A 16,110-nucleotide genomic window follows, 5' to 3' on the forward strand; every position below is an offset into this window, starting at 1 on the left:
ATGAACGCCGCCCTGCCCTCCGAACCCGGTATCCGCATCAGCCTCGCCGAGCTGATCGAGATGCGTCACCGCGTGCGCGAGGTGCAGCTGTTTTCCACGCCGAGTCAGCGCAGCCCGCTGATCGGCCTGCATCACTCGAAATTCCGTGGCCGTGGCGTCGACTTCGATCAGGTGCGGGTGTATCAGGCTGGCGACGACGTGCGCACCATCGACTGGCGCGTCACTGCGCGCACGCAGGAGCCGCATACCAAGCTGTTCCATGAAGAACGCGAGCGGCCGATTTTCATCATGGTCGAGCAAAGCACGCGGCTGTTTTTCGGCTCGGGGCTGATGTTCAAGTCAGTGCTGGCGGCGCAGGTTGCAGCGTTGATTGGCTGGGCCGCGCTGGGGCACAACGACCGCGTTGGCGGGCTGGTGTTCGGCGATAACGAGCACTACGAAATCAAGCCTCGGCGCAGCAAGCAGAGCCTGCTGCAATTGCTCAACCGGCTGGTCAAGGTCAATCAATCGCTGCACAGCGAGCGCGAGCCGGATCGCGATGCCTTCGGCGTGGCCTTGCGCCGGGCGCGGGAAGTGCTGCGGCCGGGCAGTCTGGCCATCGTTATTTGCGATGAGCGCGCGTTGTCCGACAGCGCCGAGCAGCAATTGAGTCTGCTGGCGCGGCATTGTGATCTGCTGATGTTGCCGCTGTCCGATCCACTCGATCACGCCCTGCCCGCCGCCGGCCTGCTGCGCTTCGCCGAACGTGGCGCGCAACTGGAGATCGACACGCTGAACTTCGACCTGCGCCAGACCTACCGCGCCCAGGCCGAAGCGCGCATCGCTCGCTGGGAGCTGCTCGCACAAAAGCTGCGGGTGTTGCTGATGCCGCTGAGCACGCAGAGCGAAATGGTCGAGCAGATGCGCGAGTTCCTGAACCCGCAGCGTCCGGGGAAAGGTCGATGAACGGCCTCGAACAACTGCAACCGCTGATCTCACCGCCGCCGATCGCCTTCTGGCCGCCGGCGCCGGGCTGGTGGCTGCTGCTTCTGCTGTTGCCGCTGCTGGGTTTCGCCGTGTGGAAGCTACGGCGTTTCATTCCGATGAAGAAACGCCCGGTGGTGCGCGCCGAGCAGCCGCTGGATCCGGTGCGCATCGCCGCACTCGCCGAACTGGCGCAAATGCCCAAACCCTACGACGGTGCACCCGCCGGCGCCTGGCTGCAACAACTCAACGGCCTGCTCAAACGCCTGTGCCGCAACCACTATCCGTACAGCCAGAGCCACACCCTCAACGGCCGCAAATGGCTGGCCTTCCTCGATAACCGCTGCCCCGCTGCCGGCCTGACGCGCTGGATGGTGCTGGTTGAAGGCGCGTACAAACCGGAATGCAAACTCGACGACAAAGCCATCGTCGGCCTGACCCAAGCGGTCGACACGTGGATTCGCAAACATGTTTGAGTTCGCCTGGCCTTGGATCTTTGTGCTGCTGCCGCTGCCGTGGCTGATGCGTCTGATCCTGCCGGTGGCCGACAGCGGCGAGCCGGCATTGAAAGTCAGTTTCCTCGCCGACCTCGAAGGCCTCGCCCGCCGCCGCGCCCGCGCCAACTTGCCGGCGTGGCGGCAGCAGGCGCCGTTTATCTTGCTGTGGCTGATCTTGCTGATCGCCGCCGCGCGCCCGCAATGGCTCGGCGAACCGCTGCCGATTGCCGCCAGTGGCCGTGATCTGCTGGTGGCGGTGGACGTGTCCGGTTCGATGGATTTCCCCGACATGCAATGGCAGGACGAAGAAGTCAGTCGCCTGTCGCTGGTGCAGCACTTGCTCGGCGATTTCCTTGAAAGCCGCGACGGCGACCGCGTCGGCCTGATCCTGTTCGGCAGCCAGGCCTACCTGCAAGCGCCACTGACCTTTGACCGGCGCACCGTTCGCGTGTGGCTCGACGAGGCGCGGATCGGCATCGCCGGCAAGAACACCGCGATCGGCGATGCCATCGGCCTGGCCCTGAAACGCCTGCGCCTGCGCCCGGCGCAAAGTCGCGTGCTGATTCTGGTCACCGACGGCGCCAACAACGGCGGCGAAATCAATCCGCTGACGGCCGCAAAACTGGCCGCCAGCGAAGGCGTCAGAATCTATCCGATCGGCATCGGCGCCAATCCCGAGGACAGCGGCTCGACCGGCCTGCTCGGGGTCAATCCGAGCCTCGATCTGGATGAGCCGGCACTCAAGGCCATCGCCGAAATCACCGGCGGCCAGTACTTCCGCGCCCATGACGGCAAAGAGCTGCAAGCGATCAAGGACACCCTCGATCAGCTCGAACCGGTGACTCAGCAACCGACTCAGGCACGCCCGGCGCAAGCCTTGTATCACTGGCCGCTGGCGCTGGCGCTGTGGTTGAGTCTGTTGCTGGTCGTCCGCGAACTGTGGCCGGATAACCCGCTGCAACGCCTGTTTACCAAACAACTGTATTTGCAAAGTCCGCTGCCGGACTGGCGTGAGCGCTTGCAGCGTTTGCGCCTGCGGAGGCGCCGATGATCGCGCTCTGGCCGCACTGGTTCCGCCCTTGGTGGCTGCTGCTGTTGCCGCTGCTCGGCTGGCTGCTCTGGCAACTCTGGCACAGACAGAAACGCGCCGGGCGCTGGCAGATGATTCTGCCGCCGGCATTTCACGCTGCGCTGCTCAGTGGCGGCAGCGGTCGCCAGAGCAAACTGCCGTGGATCGCCCTAGGCGTGGCGTGGTTGCTGACCATTCTGGCCTTGCTCGGGCCGAGCTGGGAGCGCGTCGAACAGACCAGCCAGAAACCCGCCGACCCGCTGGTAGTCGTGCTCGAACTGACCCCGGAGATGCTCGCCACCGACTCTCCACCGACGCGTCTGGAACAGGCGCGGCGCAAGCTGTTCGACCTGTTGCAGGCGCGCAGCGATGCGCAGACCGCCATCGTCGTTTATGCCGGCAGCGCGCACACGCTGGTGCCGCTGTCGGATGATCTGGCGACCAGCCGCAATCTGCTCGACGCGCTGAAGCCGTCGCTGATGCCGGAAGCCGGCCACCGCGCCGATCTGGCCGTGGGCAAAGCATTGGCCTTGCTCAAGCAAGGTGCGCTGGGACAGGGACGGATTCTGTTGATCGGTTCGTCGCTCAATGAAGAGGAACGGCGCGGCATTCGCCGTGCGCTCAATGGCGAGTCGACGCAACTGCTGATGCTCGGCATCGGCACCGCCGAAGGTGCGCCGATTGCCCAGGAGGACGGCAGTTTCCTCAAGGACGAGCAAGGCGCGATCCGCGTGCCGCAACTCGACAGCCCCGGTCTGGCGACTTTCCTCAACAGCGTAGGCGGTGAGTATCACCCGGCGCGTCTTGACGAGGCTGATCTTGGCGCCCTTGGCCTGCTCAACGGCCCCCGCAGCCTGCGCGACGACGGCCAGACCGTGCGCCTCGATACGTGGGCCGATCAGGGCTATTGGCTGCTGTTGCCGCTGCTGTTGCTCGCCGCTTGTGCCGGGCGCCGTGGCTGGCTGTTCTGCCTGCCGCTGCTGTGGTGCCTGCCGCAACCGAGCTACGCTTTCGACTTCGAAGACTTGTGGTTGCGCCCCGACCAGCAAGGTTTGCACCTGCTCAAGCAGAAACGCCCGGCCGAAGCCGCGCAGCATTTCGATGATCATCAGTGGCAAGGGGTGGCGTTGTACGAGGCCGGCGACTACAGTGGCGCCGCTCAGCGTTTCGCCGAGGGCAGCGATGCCCGCGCCCACTACAATCGTGGCAACGCCCTGGCCAAAAGCGGCGAGCTGGAAGCAGCAATCGACGCCTATGAACAGGCGCTCGAGCTGCAACCGGATCTGCGTCCGGCGCAGACCAACAAGGCGCTGGTGGAAAACCTGCTGAAGCAGAAAAACGCCCCGCCGCCGCCCGAACCGGACAACCAGCCCAACGAACAAAGTCTACCCGGCGATGAGCCTTCGCCCACCACCGCGCCCCCTCCGGCGGTGAGCAGTGAAACCCAGAGCGAGGCGCAACCGACCGAGTCGGCCAGCGAACCGCCTCCGACCGCCCCGCCGCTGCCAGGCCCCAATGAAATCCCCGGCAGCAACGAGGAAGAGGAAACCGACACGGTGCCGACCCTGCGCCCGAGCGAGAACAACCTCGAAGGCGAGCAGCGTCAGGCGCTCGAACAATGGCTGGGCAAGATCCCGGACGACCCGGGCGAACTGCTCAGGCGCAAATTCTGGTACGAACAGCAACAACATCAGGATCAGGAAAACAATCGATGACCCGCTTCACCGCTCTCTTGCTGCCCCTGCTGATCTGCACGGCCACCGCTCATGCGGCCGAGCTGACCGCCAGCGTGGATCGCAGTCGCCTGAACTCCGGCGAGACGGTCGAGCTCACCCTCGAAACTGACGACGTCACCCAGTTCGGCAAGCCCGATCTGTCGGCGCTGGAAACGCTGTTCGAAGTGCGCGGCACGCGCCAGGTCAACCAGCTCAACACCCTCAACGGCGACAACCGCGCGACCACACGCTGGATCATCACCCTGCTGCCAAAAGAAAATGGCAGCGTAGTGATTCCGCCGCTGCAACTGGGCGAAGCACAGAGCCAGCCGATCACCGTGCAGGTGATCGCCAGCGACAACCGCGAAGACAACAACAGCCTCGATCCGGTGTTCATCGAAGCCAGCCTCGATCAGACCAGCGTCTACGTGCAGGCCCAGGCCATCCTGACTTTGCGCATCTACCACTCGGTTTCGCTGTACGACGACAGCAGCCTGAGCCCGCTGCAAATTGCCGATGCGCGCATCGAACAACTTGGCGACACGCGCACCTACGAGAAAGACATCAACGGTCTGCGCCACGGCGTGATCGAGATGCGCTACGCGATCTATCCGCAACACAGCGGCCTGCTGACCATCGCGCCGCAGACGTTCAGCGCCACGCTGGTCGATACCGCGCCATCAGCAGACGCCTCGGGGCCGAAGCCCGGCAAACTGATGCGCGTCAGCTCGGCGTCGATTCCGCTGACGGTCAAACCGAAACCGCTGACCTACCCGGTCGATGCACCATGGCTGCCGGCGCGCAACCTCAGCCTCAGCGAAAGCTGGAGCCCGGAACCGGATCACACTCAGGTCGGCGATTCCCTCACCCGCAGCCTGACCCTGAAAGTCGAAGGCCTCGCCAGCTCGCAACTGCCGGCCCTGCCCGCCACCGACGTCAACGGCCTGCGCCGCTACCCCGACCAACCGGTGCTGGGCAACCAGAGCAGCGACCGCGGCATCATCGGCAGCCGCGAAGAACGCGAAGCCCTGGTGCCAAGCCGCAGCGGCGCGATCGACCTGCCAACCGTCGACGTGGTCTGGTGGAACACCTTCGAAGACCACCTCGAACACAGCAGCCTGCCCGCGCGCACCCTGCAAGTAGCGAACAACCCCAGCCTGCAAATCGACACCCCGGCCGGCACCCTGCAACCGAGCACGCCCGACAACGACACCCTGTGGTGGTGGAAACTCAGCACCCTGATCCTCGCCTGCACCACCCTGCTCGGCTTCGGCCTCTGGTGGCGCGCCCGCTGGCAACCGGCAATCCACCGCGCCGCCCAGACCGGCCCTAGCCCACGCACCCTGCTAGACGACATCAAACGCGCCAGCCAAGCCAACGACCCCCACGCCACCCGCCAGGCACTGGACGCCTGGGCGCGGCAGCAGCCGGAGACACTGGCAGACATGGCCGCGCGGTTTGTGCCGTTATCGGATGCGTTGGATGGCTTGAACGGCGCGCTGTACAGCGAGACCGGGCAGCATTGGCAGGGTGAGGATTTGTGGCGGGCGATTCGTACTATTCCCGCCGCCGAGCGCGTGCAGGATCCGGTGAGTGAGAGTGGATTGCCGCCGCTTTACCCCAAGTAAAAGCAAAAAGATCGCAGCCTTTGGCAGATCCCTACGGATTGTGTGTAGGAGCTGCCGAAGGCTGCGATCTTTTGGTCTGAAAGTCTGGAATCAATATGCGAATTTTGTTTGGACTTGTTCGCCTTCTCGATAGGAGAGGACGAATGACTTCCATGGCTCGCCACGCTTGACTGCGTTTTCCTGAAGCTGGTCGACCAAACGAAGGATAATCGCCCCGTTAATATCAGTTTCAGCGTTCCAGTCCTCGACGCCATCTTTCTCAACGCACAGCTCCGTCTCGATGTAGCCCTCCCCCAACTCCACGCCATAACGGAACGCGTCATAGCCATGGACGATGCCGGCTTCGACCACCTGGAAGATCTCTTGGACGATCTTTATGTCTTCGGTAATCACTGTAAAACCTCCAGATTGCGACTGAAGCTGAGTTCCTCTGAGATGTCCAATCCATAAGCTATTTGTTTCCCGCGCCTCTCCTCATGCGCCACCAACTTCTACATAGACAGCCTCAACGATGGCGTCGTTTTCCCCGAAATCAGGCACATAAAACCTTAAACCCACGCCAGTGACACTGAAGCCTGAATTATTGAAAACCAGAACCTCTCCTCGCTTGGCCAAAAACTGTCGAACCACAAGCGCATTCTCACCGACCAGTTTCTGGTTGTCCCAAACAAGCTCACTCCATTTCAAAAACTCAACGCCAAAGACCCGGTAGCGCTCATCAAAGTAAACGTGCACGCCTAAATCATCGTAAGCGTCGGTCGGTACTGTCGAATATTCGGCTTTGTAAAACGCCTCAAACCGATCACCAAGAGCCTTCCTTGATTCTTCTCGGGACATGCCAGCGTGAATCAATCCGAGATCACCGCGACTTAAAAAACTAAATACCATTGTCATCTTTTCCGGGATCTCCTGAACCAAGAAAGATGCGCGAGTCCTTCCAAGATGGTCACGCTTGACGCCCGCGCCCCTTACTAAAGACCCGATGTCGTCGCATTCTGCACCTATGGATAACTCACTGGTGGTAGCCCTGATAATCAAATCCTTCTGGAATATCCGGCCAGACTGGCTTGCGCAGCAGTGCATCCAAATCGTCGAAAATATCCCTGAAAAAATTGGCGAGATCCATGAAGTCCGTTCGTGAATTCAGCAACGCGGCTTTCAACATGACATCATCTGTATTTTCTTTGGCGGATGCCGCTCTAGACATATTGTAGAAAGCGTTTGCTAGCCTTTCCGCTAACTCGTCTTCCCAGTTCAGCTTGTAATCAGCTTCCCAACTGCCACCATCAAAATCACCGGCTTTATCTTTCACCAATTGGATAATCAGTTTCTTTACTGACTCTAAATCTTTCATCCTTCAACTTTCTCTTGATCGGATAACTTTTGGCTGCGCTGGACAAATGGCACATTTTTACTTATCAGACATGGCTCTCACTCAAGAGAACATCGACTTCCGCCTTATTTTCAGGATGACGCTGCAGGTATTTATCACAAGCTAGCCGAAGGTATTCCATGCAAACCTCTTCACTGACAACAATTGTGTCTGCATCGCTAGAGGGATACCCATAAGAAAACTCCACTCCTTCGAAATGGCCCTCTTCAAATGAGCTATTTACATCAGGGAAGTTACAGTATGCTCCATCAACACTGAACCCCCAACGCCCCACAATATAGCCGGCCGCCTCGATGAAACGGCCATCATCATACATCCTGTCGAAATACCCTTTGACAATCCAATAAGGGTCTGACTGGCGGTATGGCTGACCGAACAACTCCTTCATAACAACCTCACTTCATTGCCGGATCATACACTGTCATTTCTTGAGTCTTCTGAACCGGAAACAATGTCCAACTCGCCCCTATGGCATCGACAAGCCTATGCTTTCCATATAAGTCCCAAAATCCAGAAAAGGCGCAACGCCGATCGCCTCAATTGAAAACCAGGTAGCGTCGCACTCTGGGCACATGAATAACTCTTTCCCAGTGGCGTTGACATGGGCACAGACAATGTAATCCTGCTGACATCTTGGGCAGATGATCATCTATGCCTCCTGCAAGGGCACGACACCATTGAATGAGTTTTCGCGACGCAGACTGATATATAAAGTGGTGATCAAGTCGTCGTCATCGTCAACATAGAACCCCATACCCAACTCACCGACTTCAAATCCGTCATCGTCAATGACGGGATCAATACCGTGGCGACGAAACAAAGCCAACACGTCCGAGGATGTTTCGCCTACCAGCCTGTGGCCGTTCCAGGACACCGTGCTTCTTTCGAAAAACTCTACCCCTTTAACCATATCGCGCGCGTCGTAGTAGACATGAAGGTCGAGCTGAAAATAAGCATCCGTAGTATTCAAGGAGTCAGCTGTTTTCCAGAACACTTCGAAACCGGCTCCCAGAATTTCGCGCACTTGAGCTCTGGACAGTTTTCCATTCAGGGGGCCGACCAATCCGTATTCCGCAATTGAAAAGTCCATTTGAAGCCTCTTGCTGGCGAACAATCCAGTTTCTACTCTTTCCCCGCAACGCATGTGGGCGCGCCCTAACGTACTTCCTTGGTATAGGAAGAAAATTTACCGCCACCTTGATCAATATGTAGTCGTTCGCATTTATTGCATCGATAAACAGTAGTAGCACCCGCTCCTATCTGCTGATAGAACTCTTCCTCTGACAACCAACGATCTGCCAAGGCAGCACCCAGCTCATCTATCTTTCGCTCGGCAACCATCGAATATTCTGACTCGGACGTACCATGAGACAAATTGATTATCTGACCGCACACACAGGAAAATTTAGGCATTGTATTGGTGGCTCAACTCAAGAAAAGTAACTGCTCGCACACGGTCTTGAGACGGGCACATCAAGACAAAAAATCTTTTATCAGCGAGCATTGGGAATGGGATCAATCATTGTTTCACCTGACAAAACGTAACCACCGGGCCGTAATCCTCATCCGAGTTCGACACCTCGACAGTGAATAATGTGTCCGGGAATTTCTCCTTCAGCACCATTCGCCAGGCAAACCCGATCATCTCGCACAGCTGAAGAAATATTCTGGGCGATACACCATTTCCGTATTGGCCAAAAACATCATAAATCTTCACACAATTCATAAGCAGCTCAACCTCCGCCATGTCGCCAGCGGCCAGGTTCACGCAGCGCGCGAACGCTTCGTGTGAAAAATTTCGCTCGAGGAAGACGCCTCCCTCAGACACGATGAACGTCGGGAACAGCAACGTGGAAAACATCAATATCTGTTCCGGGTGGCATTGGTCGTTGATATACGAATGAATATCCAGGCCTTCCTGATTTGCCCATTGCTGCTTCCACGCGTCATAGGGTTCAGTGTCGATGACGAAGGGTAAAGAGTTGATCAGATGCATTGCATGGGCTCCAGACACGATTTTCCGCCGTAGGGGACCTGGGGGACAGATCTCTGTTTATCAGAACTTGGTTTGTCCCTGGTTCTGCTCCATTACCCGCACGATCCAGCGAGATACTGGGATTGGCAACGACGAGGCCATCGGCCTGCGCTCATAGTGGCTGCAAGACCATGATGTTTGCCAGCAGGAACGTCTGTCCGCGCTTGGGCATGCCAATGAACTGATGAGTTCGCCCACAGGGGCAGGAGACTGGTGCGCGAGGAATACGTACGACGAACGTCCATGTAGAAGATCCTGTAACGGGCAATAATCGATCTGATCAGGTGCCATGCTCGGCCGGACAGCGGCGCGGATGAGCGCAAAGAGTCGCTGGCGTCTCTACAATGGCGCATCAGCCGGCATGATATTATGTGGCCACTATTTTGGCGTCAATCAATGGATGGGTTGAACAATCGGTTTCGATGAGCGGTACAGCCCGTATCCTCGGGCAATGCGCCTGTTAAAGGCTCTGTTTGCCCTGCGTCGGTTGGCGACCGCGGGTACGCATTTCGAGCTACTCACGATTCATCCGAAGTAACCTCTGTAAGATTTCAGTCGATCCCTCGTAGGTTTCATCCCGAGTGTTCGATTCCTACGCAAAACACAGAAAGATCTGACTGCTGTCGCTTTCCAGATACACGCACATTTCTCTGTCACAAACAGACACAGGGAAATGTGCTCAATGATGCACCCCGCCAACCTCGCGGCAGCTGCCGCCTCGAAAGCGCCCATTGGTGCGCCAGCCGCCTGCCCCTTGCGCAACACCCACGTGCAACTGCTGCCCCTCGCTTACGGCCTTGTCGAAAAACCCTTCGATCCCAGCACCGAGCTCACGCTGCCGTACACCCTGACCACGCGCCCCATGGGCATCCGCCGCCTGCGCGACGGTTGGCTGTACATCGTCGACAGTCTCAGCGGCGAGCTCTATGAATACCGTGTGCTTGAAGGCGTCATCAGCGCATTGCTGCATCGCGGCAAAAGCGTCAGCGAGGATCAGCGCAGCGCCATCGAAGAACGTCCGGCGTTGATCTTTTCGCGCAAAAGCACCCTTTACGTGACCTTCGCCGATGTGCAGTTGAGCGCGGCGAAGTGCCGACAGGTGCTGGACAGTGCGCAGGAACGCGAGCACTTCATGCAGGCGGTCGATCTTGGTCCTGTGCATTGTCTGATCGGCGGCGAGCATTTGCTCACCGTGGCTCAGGCGAAACAGTGGCTGGCGGAAGTGGCCTGCACAGCGAAACCGCTGGCCGAGGCGGACGCCACGCGGATGCCGGCGTTGCAGGTCAGCGATGCGCCGGAGCACGAACGCGAACCCTATCTGTGGGAAAACCCGCGACGTTTTCGCGAGGCGCATATCGGCGAATTTCTTGGTCGGGTGCGCGGACCTTATCAGGACGACACGCTGTTTCTGCTGGTCAACGACGACCTTGGGGTGATGCGCGACCTGGCCGATTATCAGGACCTGGTAGTCGGCTGGATCGAGCAGTGGAGCAACACCGACAACAACGAGCGCGACTATCTGCTGGCCAGCTACATCGAGTCGCTGAGCCAGTTGGGCGCTCAGGATTTCGACTCCTTGGCCAAGGCCAGCGACGATCCGCGCGCCCAGGCATTGTTTGCTGAACTGGAGCAATTGCCCGAGCCGGATCGGGAAAATACCCGGCAGGCGCTGCTCGAGTATTTGAACAAGGGGGGTGAGGTCGAGCCAGTTGCAGTCGAAGCCACGCCTGAATTGCAACAGCTTCGGGAAAAGGCACTGGACGAGTCATTGGCGCTGAACCGCTTCGACGGCGTCGCCCCTGATTTCACCGCGCACGCTCGCGTCACCGCCGAGGCAGATCGGCGCTTTTACACCCGCGAATATTTTGCTGAAGTGGCCCCGGCCGATTTCGTCGAGCGTCATCTGAACACACTGGTCGACCTCGGCAAGGATCAGAACCGACGCATGAGAGACGTGCTCGACGGCCCGTTGCTCAGCGGCAAACGCGGCATCAACGACCTGATCGACCGCCCGGCGATGGACGAGGTTCTGAACAGGCATCGCGACAACCTCGGACGCTGGAATCGCCTGCTCGAACGCATCACCGCCGATCGCGCGCAACTGCTGTGCGCCGGGCGTTTCCATCGCTCTGCGTGGTATTTCGACGGGCAAGTGCAGATCGATCAGGCGCTCGCCAGCGAATACGCCTGCCTCAAGGACATCGGCCGTAGCGACGCGGCCAATGAGCAAATGCTCGGTTACCTCGAGCAGCACCCGCAACTGACCCGCCCGTTGTTCTACACCTTGCCGCTGCGCTTGCAGACCGAACAGGCCGGGCAATATTCAACGCTGTCCAACGCCGGCATGGCGATGTTCAACAACCTGCCGGACTGGCTGGCCAAATTGCAGAGCATCGAGCAGCCGCAGCTGCCCGCGCTGGACGACCTGCCCGCACACAGCCGAGTCCTCGCCGATGCCGTGCAAGACACCTACAGCCCGGCGCTGAACCTCGGCCTGAGCCGGGCGCTGGAAGGTTTTGATCTTGCCGGCGAGAAAATTCCCGACCTCGACGAACTGTTCCAGCGCCTGCCCAAAGCCCTGCGCCTGCGCGTGTTCGACGCCGCGCGAACCAGCGGCGTGACCTTCACCGTATCCACCCCGGCGGAGCAAGCGGCGCTGCAAGCCACGATCAAGGAAGTGCTGCGCGAGCGCGACTACCTGAAAACCCTCAACCGCGAACGCAACCAGCTCACCCACAACAAAAACCGCCAAGGCCACAAAACCGCCCGGGCGGTGGAATTGCAGCAGGAAATCGTCCGCGTGCGCACGCAATTGGCGCTGTTCGAAGGCCGCCTTGCGGCAGCGTTGAGCCCGATTGATGAACTGCCGGATCGCTTGGCACGGCTGTATGGCGCCACCCCGGCGAAAGCGGGCGTGACGGTGGTGTTTCCGTCGGCGCAGCAAGGGGAATTGCGCGGGTTGCTGGAGAATATTCGCGCGGGAGTGGCGGGAGTTTCGAAGGCGAGCCTGGTGCGGACGGAGGGGATGGGATTGTTGGTGGTGTTGGTGCAGGTGGTGAATTTGGTGGGGGTTTATCGGGAGCTGCGCAGGCAGGCTGTAAATGAAAGAGTGTGGACCTCGTTGATGAATTCAGTCGTTGCAACGGGAGCGGCGGGATTTAGTGCCGCACAAAGTCTTGCTGATACGGCGTTAAAAGTTCGCTGCGCTTCTCTAGTGGCAAGCGTTCAGCTCCATGCCTTGCAGACCGTGCACGTGCAGATGGGGAAATTGCATGTGGGATTGGGTTTTTTTACATATTTGTCAGGGTTGGCTTCTTCTACGAACAGTATTGTCACGCAGCGCAAAAACTGGGAACAGGCGGTTCGCAGTGGAAATCATTCGGCGCAAAGCGCAGCTGCATTGGCGACGATGGGAGCTGGTGGAATGACATCAGTTAGTGGCTATGGTTTGACCAACACTGTCCACTCCACATTCAAGGTATTGAAGGCGTCAAGTAATGCCGCTCGTAGAGCTGCTTGGGCCGCTGCTGGCACACGTTTATCCACCGTCTTTTTCCGCTTCAATCTCGCTGGAGCACTTTTTACTGTTCTAGAGCTGGGGGGTAGCTTGCTGTACAGCCGCTACAACATCAGTGCTCACGATAAATGGTTGAAAATCACACCGTGGAGTAGGGATAGCGAGATGCGTGGCGACCACTCACTTGATGACTATCAAAGTTATCTGGCTTTTTTAATTCACGCACCTTACGCGCAGCTTGGCCCAAATCTGTACGACTCTTGGCTGAAGGATCTGTTATTCAAAGCCAAACCCAGCGATATTCACTTAGCATTGCCGACCCTAACGCTGAATGATCTGCTGCGTCCGTTTGGCGGCAACCCAACCTCCCGTTTAGGTATCGGCGCGCACCGCATTTCAATTCCGCTGCACAGTCGAGGAGCACCACGAGAGCAGCGAGATGTCATTAGTGACGAGATTTTAAGCAGCCTGCGCATCGTGAAGTCCAGCCCAGAAGGACTGATACTTTGTCTCCAGTATCCAGCGGGCCTCGGGTCGGAATTTGTTCCCGCGAAAGAAACGCTGGAATTGGCTGTGTGCGTTCAGACATTGAATAAAAAAGGTGAATGGGCATCTCGAACTCGCGTCATTCACCTCGATCCGCGTGGTGAGGGTCATTTTGGGGTTGTTACTCCCCAACAGGTCAAAGAAAAACCTCCAGTTTTGCTGGTTGAGGCTCACCTGTTAGAAAGAGCTGACCATGCTGAATAATCACGATGATCCATTAGCAACTCGCCCGCTTCGACAGCCTAGAAAGACCGGTGACATTGAGGCGTTTCCGAGCGGAAAAATTACCTATCTCGCGCCCTTGCCATTACCAACATCAATGCCAGCTTACGGTCCGCATATTGGTGAACTGAATGACGTTTATATGGATTTCGGTTTAGGGACACTGGAGGTTTTTTCTTGGCAAGTCATTTTAGGCGGACCATTCAGCGGCACATTAATGATCGCGTTTCTATATCCACTGATGGGAGGGTTTATAGGACTTCTGTTAGGTGATAGCTGGGAGTTCATTAAAGAAGTCATTGAGGGTATTTTTTTTGCCATTTACAAATTGGCTTTCTCAACGGGTTTAATTGCCTTGTTTATTGGCCTAGGCGTCTGGCACCACGTCCACAAAACCCGCGCCACCCTCATCCCAACCCGCTTCAACCGTCAACGCCGCGAAGTCTGTTTCATGCCCCAAGGCGCCACCGAGCCGGTCTTTGTCCCGTGGGAGTCGCTCAGCGCCTGGATCATCGAAGCCAAAGGCGCCACCCAGTTTGGCATCCACCGCCAATACGGCATGGGCATCGGTTTTCATCACGGCGAAACTCTCACCAGCCAGGAATTCCAATGCGCCGGCCAGCAGCTCGCGATCAGCCATTGGGAGGCGATTCGCGGTTACATGGAGTACGAAGTCAACGACCTCAAATCGATTCAGGACCTGCAAGACCTGCAAGGCCCGGACGACCCGCCCCACGAAGGCCTGCACACTTTCCGCAATGCCCGCGCGCGGATGCATCAGCAGATCCGTGAAGGCCACCGCTCGCGGCTGTCGGGGTTCTTCTGGTACCTGTATCACGTCATGACTTTATGGACGATTCCCAACCGTCTGGTCGAATGGGAAGTGCGCCGTCTGGAAAGAATCGGCAAGCAGGCGCTGCCGGAAGTCATGCGCGAATGGTCTGAGCCGCTGCCGAAAGAGCAATGGGCCAAGCCCAGTGAAGAGTTGCTGCGGCTGAGCGAACAAGTGCGGCGGATGCACAAGCGCCAGCCGCATCGGCCGATTACGCAGATTTTCGCTGAGATTTGCAGGCGGGCTGTGGACTGATGCAGAGCAGTTTTGTGACCAGACGGAGGGAGGTTTTTTGCCTGTTTGAGCGCCTTCGCGAGCAGGCTCGCTCCCACAGGGGACCGCGTTGGATGCGGATGTTTCGGTTGATCTTGGCCGAGGCGAGAGACCCTCGGGGTGACGGCCATTTCCCAGTTGTTGCTACCGGCTCGTTCAAGGAAAACCCGATGGTTCTGCTGGTTGAAAATCAATACCTCGAAAGGGCTGACCATGCTGAATAATCACAATGAGCCTCTTGTTGATGCGCAATGTGAGGTGATCAGAAAAGCGGGCGATGTAGAGCCGTTTCCGAGTGGAAAAATTACCTATCTCGCGCCCTTGCCATTACCAACACAAACGCCACCCTACGGGCCTCATATAGGGGTACTAAACAGTGTTTACATGGACTTCGGGTTGGGAAACCCGCAGGTATTCATGTGGCAGATGACTTTAGGAGGACCGTTCAGTGGCACATTCATGATCGCGTTTCTATATCCACTGGTGGGAGGCTTAATTGGGCTCATGTTTGGAGATAACTGGGAGTTCATTAAGGAAATTATTGAGGGTGTTTTTCTTGCCCTTTACAAATTGGCGTTATTAACGGGTTTTATGGCCTTGGGTATCGGCCTGGCCGTTTGGCACCACGTCCACAAAAAACGCCTCTCCCTCATCCCAACCCGCTTCAACCGTCAACGCCGCGAAGTCTGCTTCATGCCCCGGGGCGCGACCGAACCGGTCTTCGTCCCGTGGGAATCGCTCAGCGCCTGGATTATCGAAGCCCAAGGTGCCAGCCAGTTCGGCGTCCATCGCCAATACGGCATGGGCATCGGTTTCGATCACGGCGAAACCCTAACCAGCCTCGAATTCCAATGCGCCGGCCTGGAGCTTGCGATCAGCCACTGGGAAGCGATTCGCGGCTACATGGAGTACGAGGTCAACGACCTCAAATCGATTCAGGATTTGCAGGATCTGCAAGGCCCGGACGACCCACCCCACGAAGGCCTGCATACATTCCACAATGCCCGCGCGCGGATGCATCAGCAGATCCGTGAAGGCCACCGCTCGCGGCTGTCGGGGTTCTTCTGGTACCTGTATCACGTCATGACCTTATGGACGATTCCCAACCGTCTGCTCGAATGGGAAATTCGTCGGCTGGAAAGAATCGGCAAGCAGGCGGTGCCGGAAGTCATGCGCGAATGGTCCGAGCCATTGCCGAAAGAGCAATGGGCCAAGCCGAGCGAAGAGTTGTTGCGGCTGAGTGAACAAGTGCGGCGTATGCACAAGCGCCAGCCGCATCGGCCGATTACCGAAATATTCGCCGCTGTCGGTGCAAGCAGACACACGACAAGGCAAGGGGCGTGATTTGCCAGTAAACTCCCCTCCTTTCGCCGCCCTTTGTTCCTCGCGGCCACCCTCTTGATCAAAATGCGGAGTCCAC

13 protein-coding genes and 1 pseudogene are annotated in these 16,110 nt (G+C 58.2%); 8 read left to right on the forward strand and 6 right to left on the reverse strand.

The genetic code is table 11. The features are described 5' to 3' along the window. From ACZ9BE_RS12710 to ACZ9BE_RS12730, 5 genes are read left to right on the forward strand one after another with little or no spacing between them, the layout of a single operon-like run. Window positions 1–945, forward strand: coding sequence for a DUF58 domain-containing protein (locus ACZ9BE_RS12710; protein ID WP_016774988.1), 945 nt, complete (start codon window positions 1–3; stop codon window positions 943–945). After that, window positions 942–1,439: a DUF4381 domain-containing protein gene (locus ACZ9BE_RS12715; protein ID WP_476249516.1), complete on the forward strand. Its 498-nt coding sequence runs from the start codon at window positions 942–944 to the stop codon at window positions 1,437–1,439. Before ACZ9BE_RS12710 ends, ACZ9BE_RS12715 begins: the two co-directional genes overlap by 4 nt. Then, complete coding sequence (locus ACZ9BE_RS12720; protein WP_476249517.1) at window positions 1,432–2,511, forward strand: vWA domain-containing protein; 1,080 nt, start codon at window positions 1,432–1,434, stop codon at window positions 2,509–2,511. The genes ACZ9BE_RS12715 and ACZ9BE_RS12720 overlap by 8 nt, the downstream gene beginning before the upstream one ends. Next, window positions 2,508–4,244, forward strand: coding sequence for a tetratricopeptide repeat protein (locus tag ACZ9BE_RS12725; protein WP_252867732.1), 1,737 nt, complete (start codon window positions 2,508–2,510; stop codon window positions 4,242–4,244). Before ACZ9BE_RS12720 ends, ACZ9BE_RS12725 begins: the two co-directional genes overlap by 4 nt. Then, a complete protein-coding gene (locus tag ACZ9BE_RS12730; protein ID WP_476249518.1) occupies window positions 4,241–5,872 on the forward strand; it encodes a BatD family protein in 1,632 nt (543 codons plus the stop codon). Before ACZ9BE_RS12725 ends, ACZ9BE_RS12730 begins: the two co-directional genes overlap by 4 nt. A gap of 90 nt (window positions 5,873–5,962) precedes the next feature. Here the strand turns inward: ACZ9BE_RS12730 and ACZ9BE_RS12735 are convergent, their stop codons facing one another. The 6 genes from ACZ9BE_RS12735 to ACZ9BE_RS12760 form a co-directional block, all read right to left on the reverse strand. Next, window positions 5,963–6,265, reverse strand: a complete 303-nt coding sequence (locus ACZ9BE_RS12735) for a hypothetical protein (RefSeq protein WP_252884344.1) — start codon at window positions 6,263–6,265, stop codon at window positions 5,963–5,965. Window positions 6,266–6,346: 81 nt separating this feature from the next. Then, window positions 6,347–6,766, reverse strand: coding sequence for a hypothetical protein (locus ACZ9BE_RS12740; RefSeq protein WP_236169867.1), 420 nt, complete (start codon window positions 6,764–6,766; stop codon window positions 6,347–6,349). Between the two features lie 118 nt (window positions 6,767–6,884). Next, complete coding sequence (locus ACZ9BE_RS12745) at window positions 6,885–7,226, reverse strand: hypothetical protein (protein WP_252884345.1); 342 nt, start codon at window positions 7,224–7,226, stop codon at window positions 6,885–6,887. Window positions 7,227–7,290: 64 nt separating this feature from the next. Further along, window positions 7,291–7,653, reverse strand: a complete 363-nt coding sequence (gene cdiI / locus ACZ9BE_RS12750; RefSeq protein ID WP_476249519.1) for a ribonuclease toxin immunity protein CdiI — start codon at window positions 7,651–7,653, stop codon at window positions 7,291–7,293. 261 nt (window positions 7,654–7,914) lie between these two features. After that, entirely contained in the window at window positions 7,915–8,355 is a 441-nt protein-coding gene (locus ACZ9BE_RS12755; RefSeq protein WP_252867736.1) for a hypothetical protein, read from the reverse strand. A gap of 429 nt (window positions 8,356–8,784) precedes the next feature. Continuing rightward, complete coding sequence (locus tag ACZ9BE_RS12760; RefSeq protein WP_252867737.1) at window positions 8,785–9,261, reverse strand: hypothetical protein; 477 nt, start codon at window positions 9,259–9,261, stop codon at window positions 8,785–8,787. A gap of 724 nt (window positions 9,262–9,985) precedes the next feature. Here ACZ9BE_RS12760 and ACZ9BE_RS12765 point away from each other — a divergent pair. From ACZ9BE_RS12765 to ACZ9BE_RS12775, 3 genes and pseudogenes are all read left to right on the forward strand, one after another. Further along, window positions 9,986–10,447 (forward strand): annotated as a pseudogene (locus tag ACZ9BE_RS12765) (toxin VasX); the annotation flags it as partial. A gap of 3,109 nt (window positions 10,448–13,556) precedes the next feature. Continuing rightward, window positions 13,557–14,672, forward strand: coding sequence for a SoxR reducing system RseC family protein (locus tag ACZ9BE_RS12770; RefSeq protein ID WP_236169625.1), 1,116 nt, complete (start codon window positions 13,557–13,559; stop codon window positions 14,670–14,672). A 201-nt stretch (window positions 14,673–14,873) separates the two neighbouring features. Continuing rightward, window positions 14,874–16,034, forward strand: a complete 1,161-nt coding sequence (locus ACZ9BE_RS12775; RefSeq protein WP_236169624.1) for a hypothetical protein — start codon at window positions 14,874–14,876, stop codon at window positions 16,032–16,034. Window positions 16,035–16,110 lie beyond the last annotated feature (76 nt).

It is taken from the genome of Pseudomonas sp. TE9122 (genome assembly GCF_056278925.1).

What these genes read in the sequence shown, in the direction of transcription:
- ACZ9BE_RS12710 (WP_016774988.1), top strand. Translation starts at nt 1, where the DNA reads ATGAACGCCGCCCTGCCCTCCGAACCCGGTATCCGCATCAGCCTCGCC.
- ACZ9BE_RS12715 (WP_476249516.1), top strand. Translation starts at nt 942, where the DNA reads ATGAACGGCCTCGAACAACTGCAACCGCTGATCTCACCGCCGCCGATC.
- ACZ9BE_RS12720 (WP_476249517.1), top strand. Translation starts at nt 1,432, where the DNA reads ATGTTTGAGTTCGCCTGGCCTTGGATCTTTGTGCTGCTGCCGCTGCCG.
- ACZ9BE_RS12725 (WP_252867732.1), top strand. Translation starts at nt 2,508, where the DNA reads ATGATCGCGCTCTGGCCGCACTGGTTCCGCCCTTGGTGGCTGCTGCTG.
- ACZ9BE_RS12730 (WP_476249518.1), top strand. Translation starts at nt 4,241, where the DNA reads ATGACCCGCTTCACCGCTCTCTTGCTGCCCCTGCTGATCTGCACGGCC.
- ACZ9BE_RS12740 (WP_236169867.1), bottom strand. Translation starts at nt 6,766, where the DNA reads ATGACAATGGTATTTAGTTTTTTAAGTCGCGGTGATCTCGGATTGATT.
- ACZ9BE_RS12745 (WP_252884345.1), bottom strand. Translation starts at nt 7,226, where the DNA reads ATGAAAGATTTAGAGTCAGTAAAGAAACTGATTATCCAATTGGTGAAA.
- cdiI (WP_476249519.1), bottom strand. Translation starts at nt 7,653, where the DNA reads ATGAAGGAGTTGTTCGGTCAGCCATACCGCCAGTCAGACCCTTATTGG.
- ACZ9BE_RS12755 (WP_252867736.1), bottom strand. Translation starts at nt 8,355, where the DNA reads ATGGACTTTTCAATTGCGGAATACGGATTGGTCGGCCCCCTGAATGGA.
- ACZ9BE_RS12760 (WP_252867737.1), bottom strand. Translation starts at nt 9,261, where the DNA reads ATGCATCTGATCAACTCTTTACCCTTCGTCATCGACACTGAACCCTAT.
- ACZ9BE_RS12770 (WP_236169625.1), top strand. Translation starts at nt 13,557, where the DNA reads ATGCTGAATAATCACGATGATCCATTAGCAACTCGCCCGCTTCGACAG.